The sequence below is a fragment of the Caballeronia sordidicola genome (genome assembly GCF_000729995.1).
In the GTDB taxonomy this organism is placed as follows: Bacteria; Pseudomonadota; Gammaproteobacteria; order Burkholderiales; family Burkholderiaceae; genus Caballeronia; species Caballeronia sordidicola_A.
This window is the reverse complement of record NZ_JNFG01000011.1, coordinates 266,706-286,018: the sequence shown is the minus strand read 5'-3', so window position 1 is coordinate 286,018 and position 19,313 is coordinate 266,706. Positions and strand designations below refer to the sequence as shown.

Annotated in this window: 12 protein-coding genes and 1 pseudogene; 8 read left to right on the top strand and 5 right to left on the bottom strand. The window is 58.2% G+C overall.

The window, feature by feature from the left end; all coding sequences use genetic code 11:
• The first annotated feature begins 11 nt into the window (after window positions 1-11).
• Genes FH08_RS0112920 through FH08_RS0112900 form a run of 5 tightly spaced genes read left to right on the top strand, consistent with a single transcriptional unit; the run spans window position 12 to window position 6,726 of the window.
• Window positions 12-1,730: a type IV secretory system conjugative DNA transfer family protein gene (locus FH08_RS0112920; protein ID WP_419177997.1), complete on the top strand. Its 1,719-nt coding sequence runs from the start codon at window positions 12-14 to the stop codon at window positions 1,728-1,730.
• Window positions 1,727-3,583, top strand: coding sequence for a PriCT-2 domain-containing protein (locus FH08_RS0112915; RefSeq protein ID WP_031358720.1), 1,857 nt, complete (start codon window positions 1,727-1,729; stop codon window positions 3,581-3,583). Before FH08_RS0112920 ends, FH08_RS0112915 begins: the two co-directional genes overlap by 4 nt.
• Window positions 3,584-3,641: 58 nt before the next feature.
• A complete protein-coding gene (locus tag FH08_RS0112910) occupies window positions 3,642-5,156 on the top strand; it encodes an LPD7 domain-containing protein (protein ID WP_031358719.1) in 1,515 nt (504 codons plus the stop codon).
• A 9-nt stretch (window positions 5,157-5,165) separates the two neighbouring features.
• Window positions 5,166-5,708 carry a hypothetical protein gene (locus tag FH08_RS0112905; protein ID WP_031358718.1) on the top strand — a complete coding sequence of 181 codons (543 nt, stop codon included), beginning with the start codon at window positions 5,166-5,168 and terminating at the stop codon, window positions 5,706-5,708.
• A gap of 1 nt (window position 5,709) precedes the next feature.
• Window positions 5,710-6,726 (top strand): relaxase/mobilization nuclease domain-containing protein, encoded by a 1,017-nt coding sequence (locus tag FH08_RS0112900; protein ID WP_031358717.1) that lies wholly within the window; start codon window positions 5,710-5,712, stop codon window positions 6,724-6,726.
• Between the two features lie 147 nt (window positions 6,727-6,873).
• On the opposite strand, the gene FH08_RS0112895 is transcribed toward FH08_RS0112900, so the two are convergent.
• Together FH08_RS0112895 and FH08_RS0112890 are read right to left on the bottom strand one after the other, a co-directional pair.
• Window positions 6,874-7,302 carry a hypothetical protein gene (locus FH08_RS0112895; RefSeq protein WP_031358716.1) on the bottom strand — a complete coding sequence of 143 codons (429 nt, stop codon included), beginning with the start codon at window positions 7,300-7,302 and terminating at the stop codon, window positions 6,874-6,876.
• A 204-nt stretch (window positions 7,303-7,506) separates the two neighbouring features.
• A complete protein-coding gene (locus FH08_RS0112890; RefSeq protein WP_031358715.1) occupies window positions 7,507-8,094 on the bottom strand; it encodes a hypothetical protein in 588 nt (195 codons plus the stop codon).
• Between the two features lie 114 nt (window positions 8,095-8,208).
• Between FH08_RS0112890 and FH08_RS0112885 the strand changes: the two genes are divergently transcribed.
• Window positions 8,209-8,529, top strand: a complete 321-nt coding sequence (locus tag FH08_RS0112885; protein ID WP_031358714.1) for a helix-turn-helix domain-containing protein — start codon at window positions 8,209-8,211, stop codon at window positions 8,527-8,529.
• A gap of 1,017 nt (window positions 8,530-9,546) precedes the next feature.
• Here the strand turns inward: FH08_RS0112885 and FH08_RS0112875 are convergent.
• On the bottom strand, window positions 9,547-15,054 hold the full coding sequence (locus tag FH08_RS0112875; protein ID WP_035566050.1) for a trifunctional serine/threonine-protein kinase/ATP-binding protein/sensor histidine kinase: 5,508 nt from the start codon (window positions 15,052-15,054) through the stop codon (window positions 9,547-9,549).
• Window positions 15,055-15,274: 220 nt separating this feature from the next.
• The gene (locus FH08_RS0112870) at window positions 15,275-16,609 is read right to left on the bottom strand and encodes an MFS transporter (RefSeq protein WP_031358712.1); all 1,335 of its coding nucleotides are present in this window, start codon (window positions 16,607-16,609) and stop codon (window positions 15,275-15,277) included.
• Between the two features lie 235 nt (window positions 16,610-16,844).
• On the opposite strand from FH08_RS0112870, the pseudogene FH08_RS53360 reads away from it, so the two are divergent.
• Both FH08_RS53360 and FH08_RS49460 read left to right on the top strand, forming a co-directional pair.
• A pseudogene (locus FH08_RS53360) lies at window positions 16,845-17,027 on the top strand (ATP-binding protein); the annotation flags it as partial.
• Window positions 17,028-17,045: 18 nt separating this feature from the next.
• Window positions 17,046-18,608 carry an ISKra4 family transposase gene (locus tag FH08_RS49460; RefSeq protein WP_419177996.1) on the top strand — a complete coding sequence of 521 codons (1,563 nt, stop codon included), beginning with the start codon at window positions 17,046-17,048 and terminating at the stop codon, window positions 18,606-18,608.
• Window positions 18,609-18,752: 144 nt separating this feature from the next.
• Here the strand turns inward: FH08_RS49460 and FH08_RS0112855 are convergent, their stop codons facing one another.
• Entirely contained in the window at window positions 18,753-19,265 is a 513-nt protein-coding gene (locus FH08_RS0112855) for a carbonic anhydrase (RefSeq protein ID WP_051888210.1), read from the bottom strand.
• Window positions 19,266-19,313 lie beyond the last annotated feature (48 nt).

The window sequence follows — 19,313 nt, the reverse complement described above, 5'->3', positions numbered from 1 at the left end:
CGCAGATGAACATGGACACTCCCGCCATCGTGGTAGGCGTGTGGCGAGGTCGTTATCTGCGCTTTGCCGGTCAGCAGTTCGTGCTGCTCGCCGCGCCCGCGCGCTCGGGCAAGGGCGTCGGCATCGTGATCCCGAACCTGTTGAGCTACCCCGATTCTGTCGTGGTGCTCGACATCAAGCGCGAAAACTATGCGCTGACCGCAGGATTCAGGCGCGCCCACGGGCAGGACGTGTACCTGTTCGATCCGTTCGCGGAGGACGGTCGCACGCATCGCTACAACCCGCTATCGTCGATCTCGGATGGACTGTTCCGTGTGGGCGACATCCTCGCGATCGGTTATGCCCTGTATCCGCCAGGTGGGCACGACGACTTCTGGAAGGACCAGGCGCGCAACCTGTTTCTCGGCATCGTGCTGTTGCTGTGCGAATGGCACGATGCGAGGCGGACAGGAAAGGGCGCGCCGGTCCCCGATTATCCGGTCACGATGGGTGAAGTGCTACGGCAGTCGTCAGGCAACGGTATGCCGATCAAGACTTATTTGCAGCGAGCGCTCGTCCAGCACCGGGAGCTGCTGACCGGGCCGTGCGTCGACGCACTGAACCGCTTCCTGTCAAACGACGACAAGGTGCTCGCGAGCATCCTCGCGACATTTCACGCGCCGCTCACGATATGGGCGAACCCGATCGTCGATGCGGCGACGAGCGCCAACGACTTCGACTTGCGCGATGTGCGTCGCCGCCGCATGTCGGTCTACATCGGGATCACACCGGACCATCTGTCCGAGGCCGCGCTGCTGGTAAATCTCCTGTTCTCGCAGCTCGTCAATCTCAACACGAAGCAATTGCCCGAGGCGGATTCCGCGCTCCGGTTCCAGTGCCTGCTGCTGCTCGACGAGATGACGGCGATCGGCAAGATCCACATCATCGCGCGCTCGGTCGCCTACATGGCGGGCTATAACCTGCGGCTGCTGTCCGTCGTGCAATCGGTGGCACAGCTCGAATCCGTGTACGGTCGGGCCGATGCGCGCACGTTTCTCACGAACCACTCGATGCAGATTCTCTATGCGCCGCGCGAGCAGAAGGACGCGAACGACTATTCCGAGATGCTCGGTACCTTCACCGATCAGTCTCGTAGCGTGAGCCGGTCGAGCGGGATCTTCGGCGGACGAGGTGGATCAAGCGAGAGCGTGTCCGAGCAACGCCGGCCTTTGCTGTTGCCGCAGGAGTTGAAGGAGCTCGGCCGCGACAAGGAAATCATCGTGCTGGAGAACACCAAGCCAATACTCGCAGACCGGATTTGCTACTGGCGCGATCCCATGTTTGCCTCGCGTGTATCGGTCGCGCCGTCAGTGCCTGCGATGAACCTCGCGCGCTTCATTGCTCAGGCCGAACGGCGGCTGCGCGAGGTGCAGCACGATGAGATCGATTCGGAAGAAGTCGGTCTCATCCGTTTGCCGGCTGACTATCTAGAAGTGTTGCAAGCATGGGACCCGCGCGATCTACCGCAAAGGCATTCTGACCTGAGCGAAGAGGAGGCCGTGGCTTATGTCGAGCGGCATTTCATGCTGCTTGGCGTGTCGGCGGAGCGCGTGGCGCGCGCGACGCGCCGGCTGTCCGTGGCGGATCTCGATGTGGCGGAACTGGTGCCGGCTAAATACGCGCGTGCGAAGCGTGGACGCGTGCCGGTTGCAGAATCGAATGCTGTCCCCATCCAGGGAGGCCGGCCATGAGCACGGTCAATGTGGATGAAACCGCGCGCGTGCGATCTGCATTGTCCGTCATTCCTGCGGATGACTACAACACGTGGGTCGACATGGCGTTCGCGCTCAAGCACGGATTCGGCGATGCCGGCTTCGAGATCTGGGACGAGTGGAGCCGCACGGCCGGCAACTACAACGAACGCTCGGCGCGCACCACTTGGCGTTCGGCAAAAGAGTTGGGCGGCAAGACGCTCGCAACGCTCTTCTGGCTCGCTCGGCAGCACGGTTTCGAACTGAAGCGCACGCATTATCCCGACAGGATGGCGACAGCGCTCGCACCGAGCCCTGACGTGCCCGAACGCAGGGTGCGCGACGAAGCCCGGCAACAGGCCCGGCACGCAGCGGTGGCCCGGGAGGCACAGGAAACCTGGCAGTGGGCGCGACCCGTAGGTCCGGAACACCCGTATCTCATTCGCAAGCATCTCGAGCCGACGCGGTCACTGCGTGAGTTGGAAGCGCTCGAACTGCATGTATTGCTGGGTTACGTTCCGACGAGCAAAGAGCAGCCGCTCATGGGACGCGTGCTGCTTGTGCCGTGCTGGATCGGCGAAGCGATCTCGACGCTCGAACTGATCGATGAAAACGGGCGTAAATCATCGCTGGCAGGCGGCGTGAAGAGAGGCGGGTACTGGATCGCCGGGCCTTTCCCGACCGATGGCGAACCCACCGCACCCATTGTGATCGGCGAAGGCATGGCGACAGTGCTGTCTGCGCATCGCGCGACCGGGTGGGTGGCGCTCGCAGCCCTGTCGAGTGGGACGCTTCCTCAGGTCGCTGGAATTGTGCGTGATCGATATCCCGATGCTGATCTGGTGGTCCTTGGGGATCTTGGGCCAGGTGAAGCCAAGGCCCGACAGGCAGCACAAGAGTCGCTCGCGCGTCTGGCGCTGCCGGCGTTCTCGACCGGTGCACAGATTGACGACAAACCCCCGACGGATTTCAACGACATGGCGGTGCTGTTCGGCCCGGCGCGTGTCCGCGATCGCCTTCGGGACATCGCATTCAGAAACGTTGATCTGGCGGTCGAAGGCCTGGAGCCGACTGTGATTATGGCAATCGACGGAATACTGGACGAACCGAAGGAGGAAATGATGAGCCGTGTGAAAGAAACCCTGGTGAACGACACAGAGAGCGGTTCGCGCCGCCCATCATCGAAGCGTGGCGCCCCGAAGCAGGCCGATCCGCCAGACTCTCGCGTGCCGACGAACGCGTCAGCGGAAGCCGAGCAGGCAGTGACTGAGTCTTCCGCATCGCCGCCGGCTGCTAATGCACCTGCAGCTGCGGCAACGCGGCCATTGGCGACGCGCCCGTCCATTGGCGAGCCGCTGTTCGCTCCGGCAGATGTGCCCAACGAAGTCAAGGCGCTGGCCGAGCACCGCTTTGGCACACCGTTGCGCATGGGAACACCGCGCGAGAACGGCGGCCCATACAAAGGCGAGGTGTTTAACACCGAGCACTACCTCATTCAGGAAGTCGCAACGCGCAGCGTCGTTTTCCATCCGAAAGAGCAGATGGAATTTGTGTCGGATCGGCTCCGGTGGATGGATGAGAACGCCCGCCTGAACGGATCGGAATTGCAGATCGGATACGACGGAGGCAGGCCGAAAGCCTATCCATGGGATCGCGCGCGTGACCTGCTGGAGCGCACGGTCGGCTCGTTGAAGAAGTCTGCACGCGAGCTGAATTTCAGTCCGAACCTTGAGGGGATGCTGGATCAGTTGCAGGCGCGGTCATGGGCACGCGTGCGCGAGGCTCGCGCGGCGGCGCTGGAGCAGTCGAAGGAGCGCGCGGCATCGCAAGACCCTCCCGGGCACGACCGATGAACCAACTCATGTGTTGCCGGCTGCGGCGAGTCCTACCTGATCTATAAGAGTTCTCACCATGACTGAAACAACCCTGTCTGCCGACCCGGTTATCAACGTGATCGAGCAGGATATTCATGACCTACCTGGCGCCGTGGAGCAGTCGGGCGACGCTGGCCGTATCCGCCAATTGGACGCGGCCGCGATGGATGCTGTATCAGCCCTGCGCCGACGTGAATTCGAGACGGCCCGTGCGCGTCTGCGCGATCAGGCCATGCGCGACGATGCCGAAGTGGCCCGACAGCCCGATGTGAGTGCGGGCGCCGATGTGCCGTCCAAGAACAAGGCTACAGCGCGTGCGCCGCTAGAACAGCCACCCGAGCGGGTGCACAAGCGCTACTTGCGTGCGGGCAACCAGTACTTCCTCAAGGACGCGCCGTATCAGCTCGCGTTTGAGGATCTGGGACCATACCTTGTCACCGCGCATAACCGGCCGGACGTGGTGGAATCGATGGTTGACATGGCGTCGGCCAAATCGTGGCAGCGCATTCGCGTATCCGGGCATGAGGCATTTCGCAGCGAAGTTTGGCTGCGGGGCACACAGCTTGGCATCGAGGTGAGTGGCTATGAGCCGAAGGCGGCCGATCTCGCGCGTCTGGCGGATGCCCGGCAGGCACACCCGAAAAACCGGATCGAGGCTGACGCGTCGATGCCAGCGGCCGGAACACAATCGCCCGCGGGCGACAACGGTACACCGGCGAAGGCTTCCGACTTCCGGGCGGAAACAGCCGACACCGTTGGTGGCCGTGCTCGCGCGGCGTCTCCGCGCTCAGAAGACCGGGCACGATCCTACCGGACCGAACCTCAGGTGGTCAGTGACGAGCCCGAGACCCCGCGGCAGTATGCCGGCGAACTGCGCGAGCATGGTCGTGCGCCATATCTGCATAACCCCGCACGAAGCGACTCGTACTACGTGGTGTTCCGCGACGCGAGGGGTACCGAGCGCGTCGTCTGGGGCGTGGATCTCGAACGCGCCGTGCTTGCGTCGCACGCTGAACCTGGACAGCACATCACGCTGGAAAATCAGGGCCGGCGGCTTGTGACTGTCAAGGTGCCGATTCTTGATAACCACGGCATGGTGGTGGGTGAGGAAGAGAAGGACGTGTACCGGAACACATGGCAGGTCGATGTGGTTCAGCGTGAAAGATCGACTGCCGAATTTGCGGGGCGTTCCGAACGTGCATCCGGTGTGGCGACGGTTTCTGCCAACGCGTCAGTGCGCGAGGACCGGCAGGAGCATCGACGTTCGACCGTATCTGATGAGGACAGGGTTCTGCACCTGGCTGTACTGGTCGGAGCCATGCGGGAGCAGGGGTTCAGTGCGCGTTCGATTGCGCGCGTGCAGCAGCGCGCGGAAGAGTTCCTGGATGTGTTCGGCCGGGAGGGTATTCCGGTACCGCGACCGAGAGTCTTCGATCCAACAGCACCGTCGGCACGGGATCGCCGGGCACGTCCGGTCGCTGGGCGTGCGCCTTCACCCGAAATCGAGCGCGAGATTGTGCGCACGCCGGCCGACCCCTCACCTGCACGCTAAGGGGGAACCATGCGTGTGCATTCTCGTATGCGCGAGCGTCTGTGCGTCGAACTCGGTGGGATCCGGCCGGATTGGAATCGCTGGTGTATGCGCCGCGGCCTGACGCCGGGAGAGGGTGTGCGGCAGCTGATTGCGGCGGCCCTGGGTGCTGACGCTGACGACGTGCAGGCCCAATCAGAAGTTGAGTGGATCGCGATTGACGAGCCTCGCATACGGATCGAGATCAGGGTAACGCACGCAGAGTTGGAAGTGGTGGAGCAACGCGCGCAGGCCTCGGGCCTGACCAGTAACCGCTGGATCGTCGCGCTGATCCGGGCGCAGCTGATGCGGGAACCTCAGCTTGGCGTGCACGAGATGCAACTGCTGTCGGATTCGAACCAGCAGCTTGCCGTGATCAGCCGATGGCTGGGGCAGCTCGCGCGAGAGGGGATTGCGGTGAGTATGGCACCCAATGGGGGCCGCGATATTGGAGCACTCCGGGACCAGATCGACGTGCATCTGCGTGCCGTAGTGACCGTGATTCGCGCGAACCTCGATCGATGGAGCCGGTGACATGGCTTACCCGAAGGTCTACATCGATGCGATGCTTTTGAACTGGGGCGACCGCCTGTTTCAGGATCCGTTCAAGCATGCTCGTGCCCAGCGGCTCCCAAGTGCGAGCATGCCTGATGAAGCTAAGCGCATGCGCGATCAGTTGGCTCGGACGCTCAGGCGAACACCGGAGGTGATGGTCAAGATCACCAATAAGGCGTCGAGCGCCCAGGGTATGGGTGCGGTGCGCCGGCATCTGCGTTATATCTCGCGCAATGGACAGGTTGAACTGGAAGACCAGAACGGGGACCGGATTGCCGGTGCCGAGGCTGTCCGCGATCTTGCGCGAACCTGGCAACTCGGCGGGTGGGGAATACCGGAGACAAGTCATCGTCGTGAGGTATTCAATGTCCTGCTTTCCATGCCGCCGGGCACGAACCGGCAGGCCGTGCGCGATGCTGCGCGCGATTTTGCGGCACTCGAATTCGGTGATGGGCGCGCTTATGTGTTTGCAGCACATGACGACGAGGCCCATCCCCATGTGCACCTCAGCGTGCAGGTGCGAGGGCCGAATAGTCGACGGCTCAATCCGCGCAAGCAGGATCTGCGGCGCTGGCGTGAGCGATTCGCTGACCAGTTGCGCGCGAATGGTGTCGAGGCTAATGCAACACCTCGTAGAACGCGCGGTGCCACACAGCGTTATCCGAAACAGGGCGTCAAGCATATGCTGGCGCGCGGTGAAGTGCCAATGTATTGGCAGGCTATCGCAAATGCCGAGCAGCGGCAGGCGGGATGGCAGTCTCATGATGGCGTATTCGCCGCGTGGCGAGAAATAGCACAGGCGATGGCAGCGTCCCCTGCGAGACTCGATCGTGGGATGGCAGTCGGCATTGCAGACTTCGTGCAAGCCATGCCGGTGCAACGGGATGCGCCGACGGTCATCAACCGTCGGCAGCAAAAGGGACCTCCAGGACCGGCGCGCATGCCTCCAGAGCGTGATGATCGGCCGAACGATTCCGGTCTGGAGGTCGATCGCTGATGCGGGGCCGATGATGGTCATGCCCGTCGGCCGTGGACTGGTGGCAAGCGGTGTCTTGCGGACAGAGAATCGGGGGATCAAATTCCTATGCCTCTGACCGGGCGTGTGGAGTAATGGTCCACGTCGGATGTCTTAATGTCCAGCTCGTTATGGATCGACAAACCATGCGGGTGGGCCCTTGTACGTCGCAAAGAGCAAGAAGAGCGTGGCTATCAAAAGAAGCGGAATACCGTAGAGCGCCACCGGGAAAAACAACACGAGTTGGAGAGATGCGCCGCCGATGCCGTGTAGGAGATCGGTATCCCGGACGTTCTCGTATATCAGCCACGCAGCAACGGCAATGCCCATCGCCATGAGAATAAATCCACCGGACGATGGCGTGTGGCGCAATGGGGCGGTTGCCCAGAAATAGTATCCCCACCAAAGGAAGTTGATAGCGATCGCCGCTAGCCAGAATCCGCGGATCGTGAAGAAGCTGTAGCCGAACCGTTGCCGGCAATGGCGGCTGAATAGCCAGATTCCCAAGGTGAATCCGCATAGGATACCTAAGCTGATAGCGAGGTTTAGGACGCTCATGCTACGTTCTCCTGCGAAGCGAAATACGAGGTGTCGAAGCCGGATCTGCAGGCAAAACACAACCTGCTATCCTCTTTCCAAATATAGTCGGTCGTCTGGCGATTGCAACGAGTCCCTGTCTAAGCGGATAAGGAAGATACCGTTGGATGGCGGACCTGGCACATCCCTACGACAGTCACTGCATATTCAACGCAGGGCCATCGCTCACCAGGAGCGCAATTGCTGTTCGATGAGCGCGACATCGATGCACAGTGCCCCGATGCTCAGCAATTTGGCAGTGTCCTGCTGCAGAACCCGTTCGTATAGGTTTAGCAAGAGTGGGTTCCAGTCGCTGCGGCGCTGAGCCGAGTCAGATGCCGCGCTGAGGCCTGCATACAATGAGTTTTCGTCGGGACCTGTTGCAGGCAAGATAGGAATGTCCATTCGCGCGAGGATGTTGTCCTGCCCGAGGAGAAATGCTGGGTGGCCCTCCCGAACCAGAAACAGCAGGGTAGCAATCAGATTTACATTTTCATCTAAGTTTCCGTTGTCGGCATGGCGTGCTTGCGCGGCTGCCAGACTGTATGCCGTCACCATGTCACGACTACGCCGATATAGCCACCGCTCTGCCTGTTCGATTTGTTCGTTGAGCGTGAGTAGCTGGTCGTACTCCTGTTTGCTCAGATTGGCCCAGCGACCGGATCGTGAACCTTCGTCCGACATTATCTCCGTCCTGTACTCGTTGGTTGCTGCGAGATGAAACAACGAAACGCTGAATGTGCTGCTTTGCTCGTGAAAAAGGGCGATGTCCACCGGGCGTGGGTTTTGAAATCAGCCAGCCAGCACCTTGTACTACGAAAATCGTAGTATCTAGCGCGACGTTTTGCAACGATATTCGTAGCTTCGTTTGTAACGAGCTATTATTGAATGTCTGCGGCGCATTCGTCCGTCTTTGGAGCGCGATTGAAAGAGGCTCGTCTTGAGGCCGGGCTGTCGCAGAAACAGCTTGGAATTGAGGCGGGCCTGGACGCTTTTGTGGCCAGCACTCGCATTAACCGATATGAACTCGGTATCCATAAGGCAGACTACGCATTTGCCAATCGTCTTGCAGCCGTGCTCAGGGTACCGGTGGCATTTTTCTATGCGAACGACGCTGAGCTGGCTCGTCTAATTCTCCTGTTTGGCCGACTTTCGAAGAAAAGGCAAGGTGATCTTCTGTCCCATGCCGAAGCCTTGATCGCTGGCTGAGAGCCTGCGTCTGTTGCCCGAGCGATCCGCCTACATTCCAAGACTGACGCTGGTTTTCTGTCGCTTATTCGGAATGTGGCGAATAAACGTAGCTGATCCAGAGAGCACAGGCTTCCATTACCTGGAGGTCCATGCCGGGCGAGTGGATATCCGAAATGCCGTGAGAGGCACTAAGTGTTGCGGAGAAACTGATTGCACTTCGTCGGAGCAAGCTGCTTCCACAGCGTGTTGATGCGGTGCAGGCGGGGCGCCTCCGTTATCGCGAACACTTACCACGAACATTGAGGCGATGTTTCTAAACCAACTCGAATGCGCCAAAAGCTTGTACCTCACCGACGACAAAGAGATCGTAGCCGAAGAAGGCGTTAATGATAGTGCGGCGCACACGATCGAACGCCGCTTGCACCTCATTTGGCACAAGGTCGGTCAGTCTGGTTCCCGCGAGTGCCGAATGGTGATCTACGAGTGCAATGGGGCGAATGCAAAAGGCGATTGCTTCGGTCCGCGCGAAGCAGAATCCGGTTCTTATTCAGATACTCGATGCGGGCACGCTCGACCTAATGGTCTCTTGCTCCTATGTACGCAGGGTATCCGAATAAGGCCGATCAACCGCCTGTTACTACGCGTTTGTGATCGGCAAGTCGTCGGCCTTAGCTGCCATTGGGACGGGCCGGGTTCTACGTCGGCAATACGGCGGACAGCTGACGATGGCGGCATCAAGCAACTCGACGGCGGCTTCCTGCATTAGCGAACTCACACTCCCGACCCATAGCTGTCTCCCGGTATTGCGTGTGCCGAATGACGGTTGACCAGCAAGTAACGGACACTCAGATGGAGCCTTCAGTGGTCGCCGTGCTGCCAGGCACCATTTTCAGGCGACGTTGAGCAATGAAATGAGCGACTTTCCACCCCGACGCGAGCCAGTACCCGATTTGGATTTCAACTGAACCGGGCCCCTCACAGTTGGAAGCGAACGCGCGACTGCGCGCCCGCGAAGTCTGACCGCTAGATAGTTAATTAACTGCGGTCAGCAATCGCAACAGGCAGGGTGAACTGAAAGGTCGCCCCCTGCCCAAGGGTGTCGGCGACCCACAAGCGCCCGCCGTGCGACTCGACGATTGAACGGCTGATGCGAAGCCCCATGCCGGTGCCGTGGGATTTAGTGGTGAAGAACGGATCGAAAATCTGTTCTGCAAGCTGCGGCGGAACCCCTATGCCGGTATCACTGACTGAAACGAGAATCTGCTCGTTTGCGGCACGCTGCGACTTGACGACCATCTCTCGTATTCCGTCCACGTCCTTCATCGCCTCGAAGCTGTTGACGATCAGATTCATCGCGACCTGCTGCAATTGCACGCGATCTCCAAGAATCCGAGGAAGATCGGCTGCCAGCTCCGTCCGAACCGATATGTTGTACCGCCCTGCCTCGCCGCGCAAGAGGCCGACAGTTTCTCGAATAATCTCGCTTACGCCAAAGACCTCCCGATTCAGGGCGCCCTTCTCGAATTGTGTGCGGATCCTGCCCATAATCCGAGCAGCGCGTTGTCCGTCTCTCACAATACTGATGACAGCCGCGCGCGCTTCATCCAGATTCGGCTTATCGCGATCAAGCCAACGCAAGCAAGCTTTTGCGTAGGTGATGGCACCGGTAATCGGTTGATTGATTTCATGAGCCAGGGAAGCCGTGAGCTCTCCCATGGTTGTCACCCGGTTAATGCGCGCGAGATCGACTTGCGCTTGACGTAGCGCGTCTTCGGCACGCTTCTGCTCGTCGATATCGGTGGTGGTACCAATGAATTTCAGAACCGTTCCTTCAGCATCACGCAAGACCACAGCTTGTTGGAGATGCCAGCGATAGCTTCCGTCCTGCGCTCGGAGAGAGCGGGTTTCTGCTGCGAATCCTTGTCCCGAGCGTACTCCGTCCCAAAAGGCCGTCGTTGCCGCTTCGCGATCGTCGGGGTGCACCGCAGTCATCCAAGCCTCGGGATACGACCGGACGAAATCGAGAGTCTGACCGGAGTAGTCAAGCCAAACTTGATTCACGAAGTCCGGTGTCCCATCAGGATCGAGCGTCCAAGCGGACACAGGAAGTCGCTGCAGCAGGTCGGCCTGGAGTTGCAGATCGGAATAGAGGTGCGCATTCTCCAGTGAAATGGCGGCTTGCGACGCCAGCAACTCCAGCACCGCAACGCGGTCGGGCGTGAAGACGAACGGTGTCAGGTTGTTCTCCAGATAAAGCGCGCCAACAAGTTTCCTCTGCTTGACGATTGGCAGGCACAGTACGGACCGTGAGCGCTTGCGCCGCACATATTCGTCCTTTGAATACACGACATCGGCCGAGGCATCGTCAAGAAGTACGCCCTCCTGCGTCCGGATCACATAATGCAGCGCGGATTGCGGGAGGTCAGACGGCGTGATGGGTGCCTGCCGGACCGCAACCTCGATCCCGCTCGGTCCACTGGTCGCCTCCGCTACGATCCACGGCTCGCCGCCCAGAGCACCACCCCGAAGGAGGATCAGCAGCCCGCGCTCGGCCCCCGCATTCTCTACCGCGATTCGTACCAGCTTCTCGATTAATCTGGGAAGGACGATCTCGCTCGACAGTGCCTGCGAGACCTTGATAACCGCGGCCAGATCCAAAAGTTGGACCCGTGCCTCGATCGTCCCGGACAAGCTCGCAGTTACTTGCTCGTCTGCAATGTGCGAATAGTGCTGGTCAAGCTGCCTTACTTTGCCATCCGCTCCCCAATTGAGATAGCCGTGGCGGGCATCGCGCAGGTACGCACGGGCGGTTTTGTCGAAACCTCGTGCTGCATAGAAGCGCGCCGCAACTTCATTGGCTACCGCTTCATTGTGCACAAAGCCGTTTGCCTGTGCGGAGCGGATCGCCTGCTCGTAGAGGCGCATAGCGTCGAGGTCACGCCCTTCGATCCGGGCTATTTCCGCGCCCACTAGTGCGGCGCGGTTTTCGAAATTCTCGGGGCAATTCTCCGCCCATATGGCAAGCTGCCGGTGATGGTCGGTCAGCGCCTTGAAGTGCACTTGCTGCGCGTCCTCACCTGCATAGTCAAACACGCCGGCCCGGCTGAGAGCGCCGTAAAAGTGATACTCCGCCGCTTCAAAGTGCGAGTGCGATGACCAAAGGAGGCGTTCGGCCTTCAATGACGCCTGGATTGCGCAAGCGTAATCTCCCGCAAAGAAACGCGCCTGTAACTTCCGGATCCAATAAAAACACGCTCGCGTCGCCAAGGTAGCGTTATCTGAAAGACGATGCTCAAGCTGAAGCTCGTCGAAGTGATCGTCATTGAACGAACCGAATTTCGTTGTCAAGCCTCGAAGCGTCCGGACGAGCGCGATCTGCGTTGTGAGGTGGTCAATGATACGGACGAAACGCATTTTTTTTGCAAACTCGAGGGCCGCCTCCGCCTGACGTTGCACCTCGGCCAAAGGATCTCCCGTCGCAAGAAGATTGGTGTTCAGATGATGACAACTATAGCCTGCAAAAGTCAGGTCTCCTGTCCTGTTTGCGGCGTCGAAAGCGCGCTGCACGAGTTCCCGTCCTGTCCTGACGTGTCGCGTCCATGGCATGACACAGTTACCAAAACGCACATAGACGCGAGCCTGATAGCGGTGCAATGCGTGCTTTTCCACCAGATCGTAACCAAGCTTGCCAAACTTGAATCCGATCTCATAGTCGCCGAAACGCGACCCAGAGAGCATACCTAGCGATACGTACGCGAAGCACGCTGCGTCGCTATTGCCATGCTTGAGGCTTAGGCTGACCATCCGGCAAAGCACGAGGGCATAAAGGTTCTCATCGATGAACATCGCCGACATGGCGACCTCGGCGAAAACATCCAGATCATCGAGCACATCCGGGTCGATGATCAGGGGCAGGTTAACAAGTTCCTCAATGTTTGAGGGTCCCACCAGGGCCGTGATCTGATCGTATTCGCGCGATACTTCCTGGTTGGTGGGATGTGGCGACCAGTCTTTGCCGTGACCGCGCTGGTACTCGATGAATACCTCTACGCCTCGGTCACCGCGACTCAGAATGTTATAGAGCATCAAGCGCAAACGGGTGACAAGCGCACTATCGTGGGCGTTTCTCGCCCGTTCGGCCAACATGAAAAGCCGATTTTCCGCAGTGGACATATCAGCGGTCAGCACTTCGGATTCAGCCAGCAGATACTCGATGCGGAACATAAGATCGTAGTTGCGACTCCAGGTCTCGTCCGTCAACAATGCGCGTCCGGCGTGGAGGTACTTCAGTGCCGAGGCATACGCCGTTGAGATCATCGCTCGTCTACCCGCGACGAGATTCAATTGCCCAATGCGTTCACGCTCCGCAATCGACGTGACCAAATGAGTGCCATGGTCGAGTTGATTGACGATCTCAAAGATACCTTCCTCGAGTTTGTCTGGCGATGTGTGTGAGGCCATCAACATGCCGATCCGAAGATGCGCCTCTGCGCGTAATGTCTGAGGAATCATGGTATATGCGGCTTCCTGCACGCGGTCGTGGAGGAACCGGTAAGCATTTTCTGATCGGAAAAGAATCCCGGTTCGGACTGCTTCCCACAGTTGCCCGTGCATCGCCTCGCTCGAGTCCTGGTACACCATGCGCAGCATGGCGAAGTCGGCGCTGTTGCCGAGGCATGCAAGCTGCTGTAGCGCTTTTTGTGTTCCGGTAGGTAGGCGGTTCAATTTCCCTACCATCAGGTCCACGACATTGTCGGTATAACCCTTGGAGTGAATGCGATTCAGATCCCAACACCACTGCCCTACGGCGTGATCGAAGACAAGTAGTCGCTCTTCGAAGAGTGCAGAAAGAAATTGAATGGCAAAAAACGGATTGCCGGTAGTCTTCTCTTCGATCAGTTCCGCCAACGGGCCGGTACGTTCCCGTTCGCAATGAAGGGAATCTGCGATCAACTCTTCCAGATCGTTACGCGTCAGTGGAGCAAGTACGATGTCATGCACTGTCGCTCCGGCTTGGCGAATGGCGTCCAGCTTGCGCATCAGCGGATGCGTAGGGGCTACTTCATTGTCGCGGTAAGCACCTATCAACATCAAATGTTTCACGTCCGAATGCGTGAGCAGATTCTCCATCAGATCCAACGTAGCCGCGTCAAGCCATTGCAGATCGTCGAAAAAGAGAGCGAGGGGATGCACCTGCGTGAACACGCTAACAAAGCGACGGAATACCAGTTGAAAGCGACTTTGCGCATCTCGCGGTGGAAGTTGCAGAACCGGCTGCTGCTCACCAATGATGAGCTTCAGTTCGGGGATCAGATCCACCATGAGTTGACCGTTCGGACTAAGCGCCTCCAGGATTGCATCACGCCAACGGCCCATCTCCTCTTCGTTCTTCGCTAGGATTGGACGGATGAGGGATTGGAAGGCTTGCGCGAGGGTCGCATACGGTATGTCGCGCTTGTACTGGTCGAATTTGCCAGATGCAAAATGGCCACGAGGCGATACAAGTGATTTGTGGAGCTCATTGACAACAGCGGACTTGCCAACCCCCGAGTAACCCGAAACGAGAACGAGTTCCGGCCTGCCTTCTGCTACGACCCGATCGAAGGACGCTAACAGCGTATCGATTTCAGATGCACGCCCGTACAATTTTTCAGGAATCAGCAGCCGATCCGACGTGTCGTGCTCACCGAGCGGGAACGCGCCGATGCGTCCAAGAAACTCCCATTCGTTGAGACACCGCTGAAGATCACGCTTGAGGCCCACTGCCGTCTGGTATCGCTCTTCGGCGGGTTTGGCCAGCAACTTCATGATGATGGCCGAGACTGGACCGGGGATATCGGGCGTCTGTCCTCCAAGAGAAGGTGGTTGTCTTGCAATATGGCAGTGCACCCATTCCATCGGATCGGAACAAATGAAAGGAAGGCGACCCGTCAACAATTCGTAAAGTGTGACGCCGAGTGAATAAAGATCACTGCGGGAATCGATCGTGCGGTTCATGCGTCCAGTCTGTTCAGGCGACATGTAGGCCAGTGTGCCGGCAATGATCTCGGGCGGCACGGGCGAAAGCCGCTCGCGGGGCAGCCGGGACGCGATGCCGAAGCCTGTGAGCCACACGCGACTGGCGGCGTCGACAAGTGCGTTCGCAGGCTTGACATCCTTATGGATGAGGCCTCGCCGATGGGCCTGGCCGAGTGCCGCAACCAGACCGATGGCAATGCGCAGAAAGCGGGTCAGGTCGATCGGGTGGTGCTTCTGCCGCGCAATGATCCGATCCAACGGTTCACCACCCGGATCCTTGAGAATGAGGAGCGCCCGTCCCTCGTGACGGCTCAGCGCAAGCGGCTGGGCTGCCCAAGCCGCATCGAGTTCGGTCGCGAGCGAGTACTCGTGTTCGAGCCGCCGGAGGCACTGCGGCGACGGCCGTTCAGCGGCGACCGCCAGGGCCAGGATCGGCGTCGCGTTGCCGAGCTCCCTGCCGCGGTAAAGCGTGAAGTCTGCCCCTTCGCGGAGCGGTTCCAGCATGAACTCGGAATCCACTGCCATTGAGAACACTCGTTTTGTCAGGAAGAAAAGCCGCTTCTATCCCAAAGATGGAATCGGGCTCCTGAAATTGCGCAACCGTGGGCAATGCTTTTGTCTGACCAGGAGAAGCGCTGATGCTCATCGCCAACCATGTGGAGTGTCTCATACCGATTCTGACTTTCGCGTAAAGATGATTTCAACGATGCTCATTGCACAAAAAAGGTTGCTTAGAAGCCTTTTTTTAATTCTCCTTTTGAATGTGCTTAGGCAAACAAAATACGAGTGCGGCAGCGAAGAACATCAAGGCAGCGATGATATAGAGACCGAGCGTGGTCGAATGCGTGGCTGTCCGGATCGCACCGAACAGCGAGAGACTTCCATACGTCACGAGGGACGCGACGGAATTGATAAAGGCAATGCCGATGACTGCGGCACCGTTCTTGAGGTAAGTCGTTGAGTAAGCCCAAAAAACGCAAGTACAGGATAGTGTGCCGACGTAAGCCAAAGAAAGTCCAGCGACAGCGATAGATAGCTGATCGGTATGTGCACAGGTGATTAATAGTCCGGTCGCGCCCAGAATGGCCGCTACCGCGTAGTGCCATCGACGTTCTCTATTACGATCGGAAGAATATCCCCAGACGTACATTCCAATCCCGGCACATAAATAGGGAATTGACGTGACAACACCATTTGCCCGCAGATTCGTTACTCCGAGATCGTGGATAATCTGGGGAAGCCAAAATGAGAAGCCGCTATTTGCCACCCCTCCGATAGCCTGAAGAACTATCAAAACCAGAAAAATCGGCGAAGTCAGCGCGTGTCGCATATTCGCTCGACTCTTACTAACGTCAGGTTTCGTGATGTCGAATTCGAGCATGTTTGCAATTATCTGTTTATCCCTACAGCTTAGCCATTTTGCGTTTCGTGGCGAGTTTTCAAGGAAGAAATATGCAATTACTCCGACGATTACCGACGGAATTCCCTCGATCAAGAACATCCACTGCCAACCTCTGAGTCCGTTGACGTTGTGCATCGTGTCGAGAAGATACCCGGAAAGAGGAGCCCCAATAACTCCAGCTACAGGGATAGCCGCCAAAGGTAATGCCAACATCCTCGCACGGCGGTCTGTTGAGAACCAATACGTCAGATAGAGGAACACGCCAGGGAACAAACCTCCTTCAGCGAGGCCAAGGGCAAATCGAAAAACATAAAATTGTGTCGAGCTACTGATGAACATCATTGACGCTGAGATGATGCCCCACAGTATCATTATTCGCGAGATGGTTGCGCGAGCGCCCCTCTTATGGAGAAGCATGTTACTTGGGACGTCCGACAGCATATACCCGATGAAGAACACGCCAGCGCCCATTCCATAAACTGTGTCGGAAAATGTAAGATCGTGGGAAAATTGAAGTTTCGCATATCCGATGTTTATGCGATCGACCATTGCCAATACGAAGATAAGAAAAATGAATGGAATAATCCTCCAAGCCACTTTCCTGAATACGCGATCGGACTCGTCCATCGAAATGGGTCGCAATTCTGCGGAGACGGTACCCGGGTGACTATCTAGCATTCCACATCTCCGATCGTTAAATCGCATGGGAATAACTGCCTAGCTGGTTTCGCGGCCTTGTGAAACAGAGCACCAATTCCGGCAAAAACCTCGATTCGCCGCAAGCAGAACAAGTGTTATTCAGGCTGTCACTGCGAACATCGAACAATTCCAGCTGGTTCGCCAACCTCACCAGTATGCTCGGTTTAGCGACTTTGTTCTGGATCGTGATGACCTTCAGATGAAAGTGTTTTAGTGCTGGTTCATCGACTTGGCGCACAACATCATTCCAGTGGGCGGGCCCGGGCACCGACAAGACCCATCTGGCAACCGCGATCGGTGTGCAGGTTCGTGAACACCATCGCCGCGCGTGCGCTTCTTCTCCGCCATCGAGCTGGTCAACGCGCTCGAACAGGAGAAGCTCTTGGGCAAGCCTGGATAGCTCGCAACTCGGCTCGTGTACGCTGACGTCGTGGTGCTGGACTTATGTGCAGCGCACGGTTATGTGGAGAGGCCGTGCAGCGCCCCGGCCCGGCCTCGCCTGAATGTGTCTAGTCTGCACATACAATTCCATTTTCGAAGTCCTTTGTTTGGCGAGAAACTTTCTTTGGAGGCATTCGACCCGACAAGCGAAGAAGAGCCATCCGGATATCGCTTTCAGATCATTGGCGATCCGCTATCGGATCGATTTGCCTTGCTGGGAAAGCTGATTGAAACGATGCGCCGTTTGCTTGTGGTCGTTCACGTAAGAGATTTGGCTTGCGATCGTTGTGGCTCGATGCTGGCGCACAAGGATGCCCGGTCGATCGTCGTGCGAACCGTGTTTGGCAAAGTCAACGTGCCGAGTCCGAGGCTATGGGCGTGCAATTGCGAGGCAAAGCAAGGGCAACCGCGCCGCTCGGTGAGTCCGCTGTGCAAAGCCGTTCACAAGTGTGTGACGCCGGAATTGGAGTATCTGCAGGCCAAATGGGCCGCCCATCTACCCTACCGTCAGGCCACTGAGCTGCTTCGAGAGGTCCTTCCGCTGGACAAAGGGATTTCCTTCGGTAGTACTCGCCGTCGGATCCTCGCCGTCGGTAGGGCGCTGGACGCGCAGATCGAGCGGGATATCGCGTCTGGACCAAAAGCGGTCAGCGCAGAGCAGGTTCTCGAATCGACCATCGTGGGCTGCGTGAGCGTCGACTCGGCTTGGCTGAGCTTCAGTAGCAGCCCCAAGAGCCGCAAAGCGGGGCGCGACCTGGCGGAGCTGAAATCGCCTTGGACGCAGAACTTGCCGCGGGATCGACATGTCAACATCGTTGCGGGCCGTGCAACTCTTGCGGATCGCACCCCGCGTCTCTACGCGTATGTGCATAAGCTGGTGCCATCGGCTCCCGCGCGGCTGGACCAATTTCTCTTTGCAAGCGGCGTGGCTCCAAACGAGCGAGTCACCGTGATCAGCGATGACGCTGGCGAATTTGGCAAGGCTGTGGACGGCAGCCAGCTCGTTAGGGGGAGGATTCTGGACTGGTTTCACATCGCGATGAAGTTCAAGGCTGCCAAGAACTCGGTGTTAGGAAGCCAGATGATTGAGCCCGAAGAGCGAATCGCTGTAGAGACAGAGATCGATCACGCCAAGTGGCTGGTTTGGCATGGAAAAGGCCGACAATCCGCTTTCTGCATCAAAGCCCTGGACGCCACGCTGCTGGCAAGGGAAGGCTATGAGCACTCGACGTTGTTCTGGAACCTGCGCCGCCTGTACTTCTACATCGAGCACAACGCCGGTACGCTGGTGAACTATGGAATGCGCTATCACAAGGGGCTACCGATCAGCCGCAGCATCGCCGAGTCCGCGAAGAACCTGGTGGTCAGCCATCGCATGGCGAAGAAGCAACAAATGCGATGGACGGACGAGGGAGCGCACTGTCTTGCACAGGTCAGAGTTGCTGTTCTCAACGAAGAATTCTCGGTTGAGAAACTTGCCGTGTTGACCAAGACTTCTGCAACTGAAAACTCGCCGAGTGCACGCCGCGCGGCATGAATTGACCTCCCACGGTTTGGTTCACTCTCTGTAAGCCACGAAGTGTGGGCGGTGCTGTGCAGGCTGCGCCGATGGTCAACCGCGATGCAGCCGGACTACATCGACGCAGCCGAGGGTTGAAAGTCCCGCCCCGCGATACTAGTCTTACAGACGGCCCTCCATCGGAACTTCTTTAAGTTCCCCTGTTGCGAGATTGAGAACGAAGCCGCGAATGGTAATTTCTGACGGTATCCATGGATGAGACCGGAGCTTCAACATCTGCTTCCTCGTCGCTACGTTCACATCGGTATAGAAGTGGAACTTAGCCGGTTCCACTGTCAGCACGCCAGTGCGTTCGTGCAGATGCTTTTCGAACGAGTCGTCCGTGAACATCTCACTGCCGCAACCCGTGTGCCCGACGATCATGACGTCCTTCACGCCCAGTACGTGAATCGAAAACATGAGCGACCGCACAACATCGTCGGTCACCACGGTTCCAACATTGCGAATCAGGTCCGCGTCGGCGGGTTTGATATCGAAACGCTCCAGCAGCCCGTTCATACGAGGGTCCATGCACGTGATGATCGCAACCTTCGGAGCCGGCTTGTCCGCCAGCGATGGATCGTGGTGCTTTGCGCTTGCTTGACTTGAAACGATTGCGTGTTCGATCAAACTCATTTGGATTCTCCGTCTGTGCGCTTCACGATCGATATTGTCGATTGCGTG

Bases quoted from the DNA above. Each gene is read 5' to 3' on its own strand.
- FH08_RS0112920 (WP_419177997.1), top strand. From the start codon at position 12: ATGGACACTCCCGCCATCGTGGTAGGCGTGTGGCGAGGTCGTTATCTG.
- FH08_RS0112915 (WP_031358720.1), top strand. From the start codon at position 1,727: ATGAGCACGGTCAATGTGGATGAAACCGCGCGCGTGCGATCTGCATTG.
- FH08_RS0112910 (WP_031358719.1), top strand. From the start codon at position 3,642: ATGACTGAAACAACCCTGTCTGCCGACCCGGTTATCAACGTGATCGAG.
- FH08_RS0112905 (WP_031358718.1), top strand. From the start codon at position 5,166: ATGCGTGTGCATTCTCGTATGCGCGAGCGTCTGTGCGTCGAACTCGGT.
- FH08_RS0112900 (WP_031358717.1), top strand. From the start codon at position 5,710: ATGGCTTACCCGAAGGTCTACATCGATGCGATGCTTTTGAACTGGGGC.
- FH08_RS0112895 (WP_031358716.1), bottom strand. From the start codon at position 7,302: ATGAGCGTCCTAAACCTCGCTATCAGCTTAGGTATCCTATGCGGATTC.
- FH08_RS0112885 (WP_031358714.1), top strand. From the start codon at position 8,209: ATGTCTGCGGCGCATTCGTCCGTCTTTGGAGCGCGATTGAAAGAGGCT.
- FH08_RS0112875 (WP_035566050.1), bottom strand. From the start codon at position 15,054: ATGGCAGTGGATTCCGAGTTCATGCTGGAACCGCTCCGCGAAGGGGCA.
- FH08_RS0112870 (WP_031358712.1), bottom strand. From the start codon at position 16,609: ATGCTAGATAGTCACCCGGGTACCGTCTCCGCAGAATTGCGACCCATT.
- FH08_RS0112855 (WP_051888210.1), bottom strand. From the start codon at position 19,265: ATGAGTTTGATCGAACACGCAATCGTTTCAAGTCAAGCAAGCGCAAAG.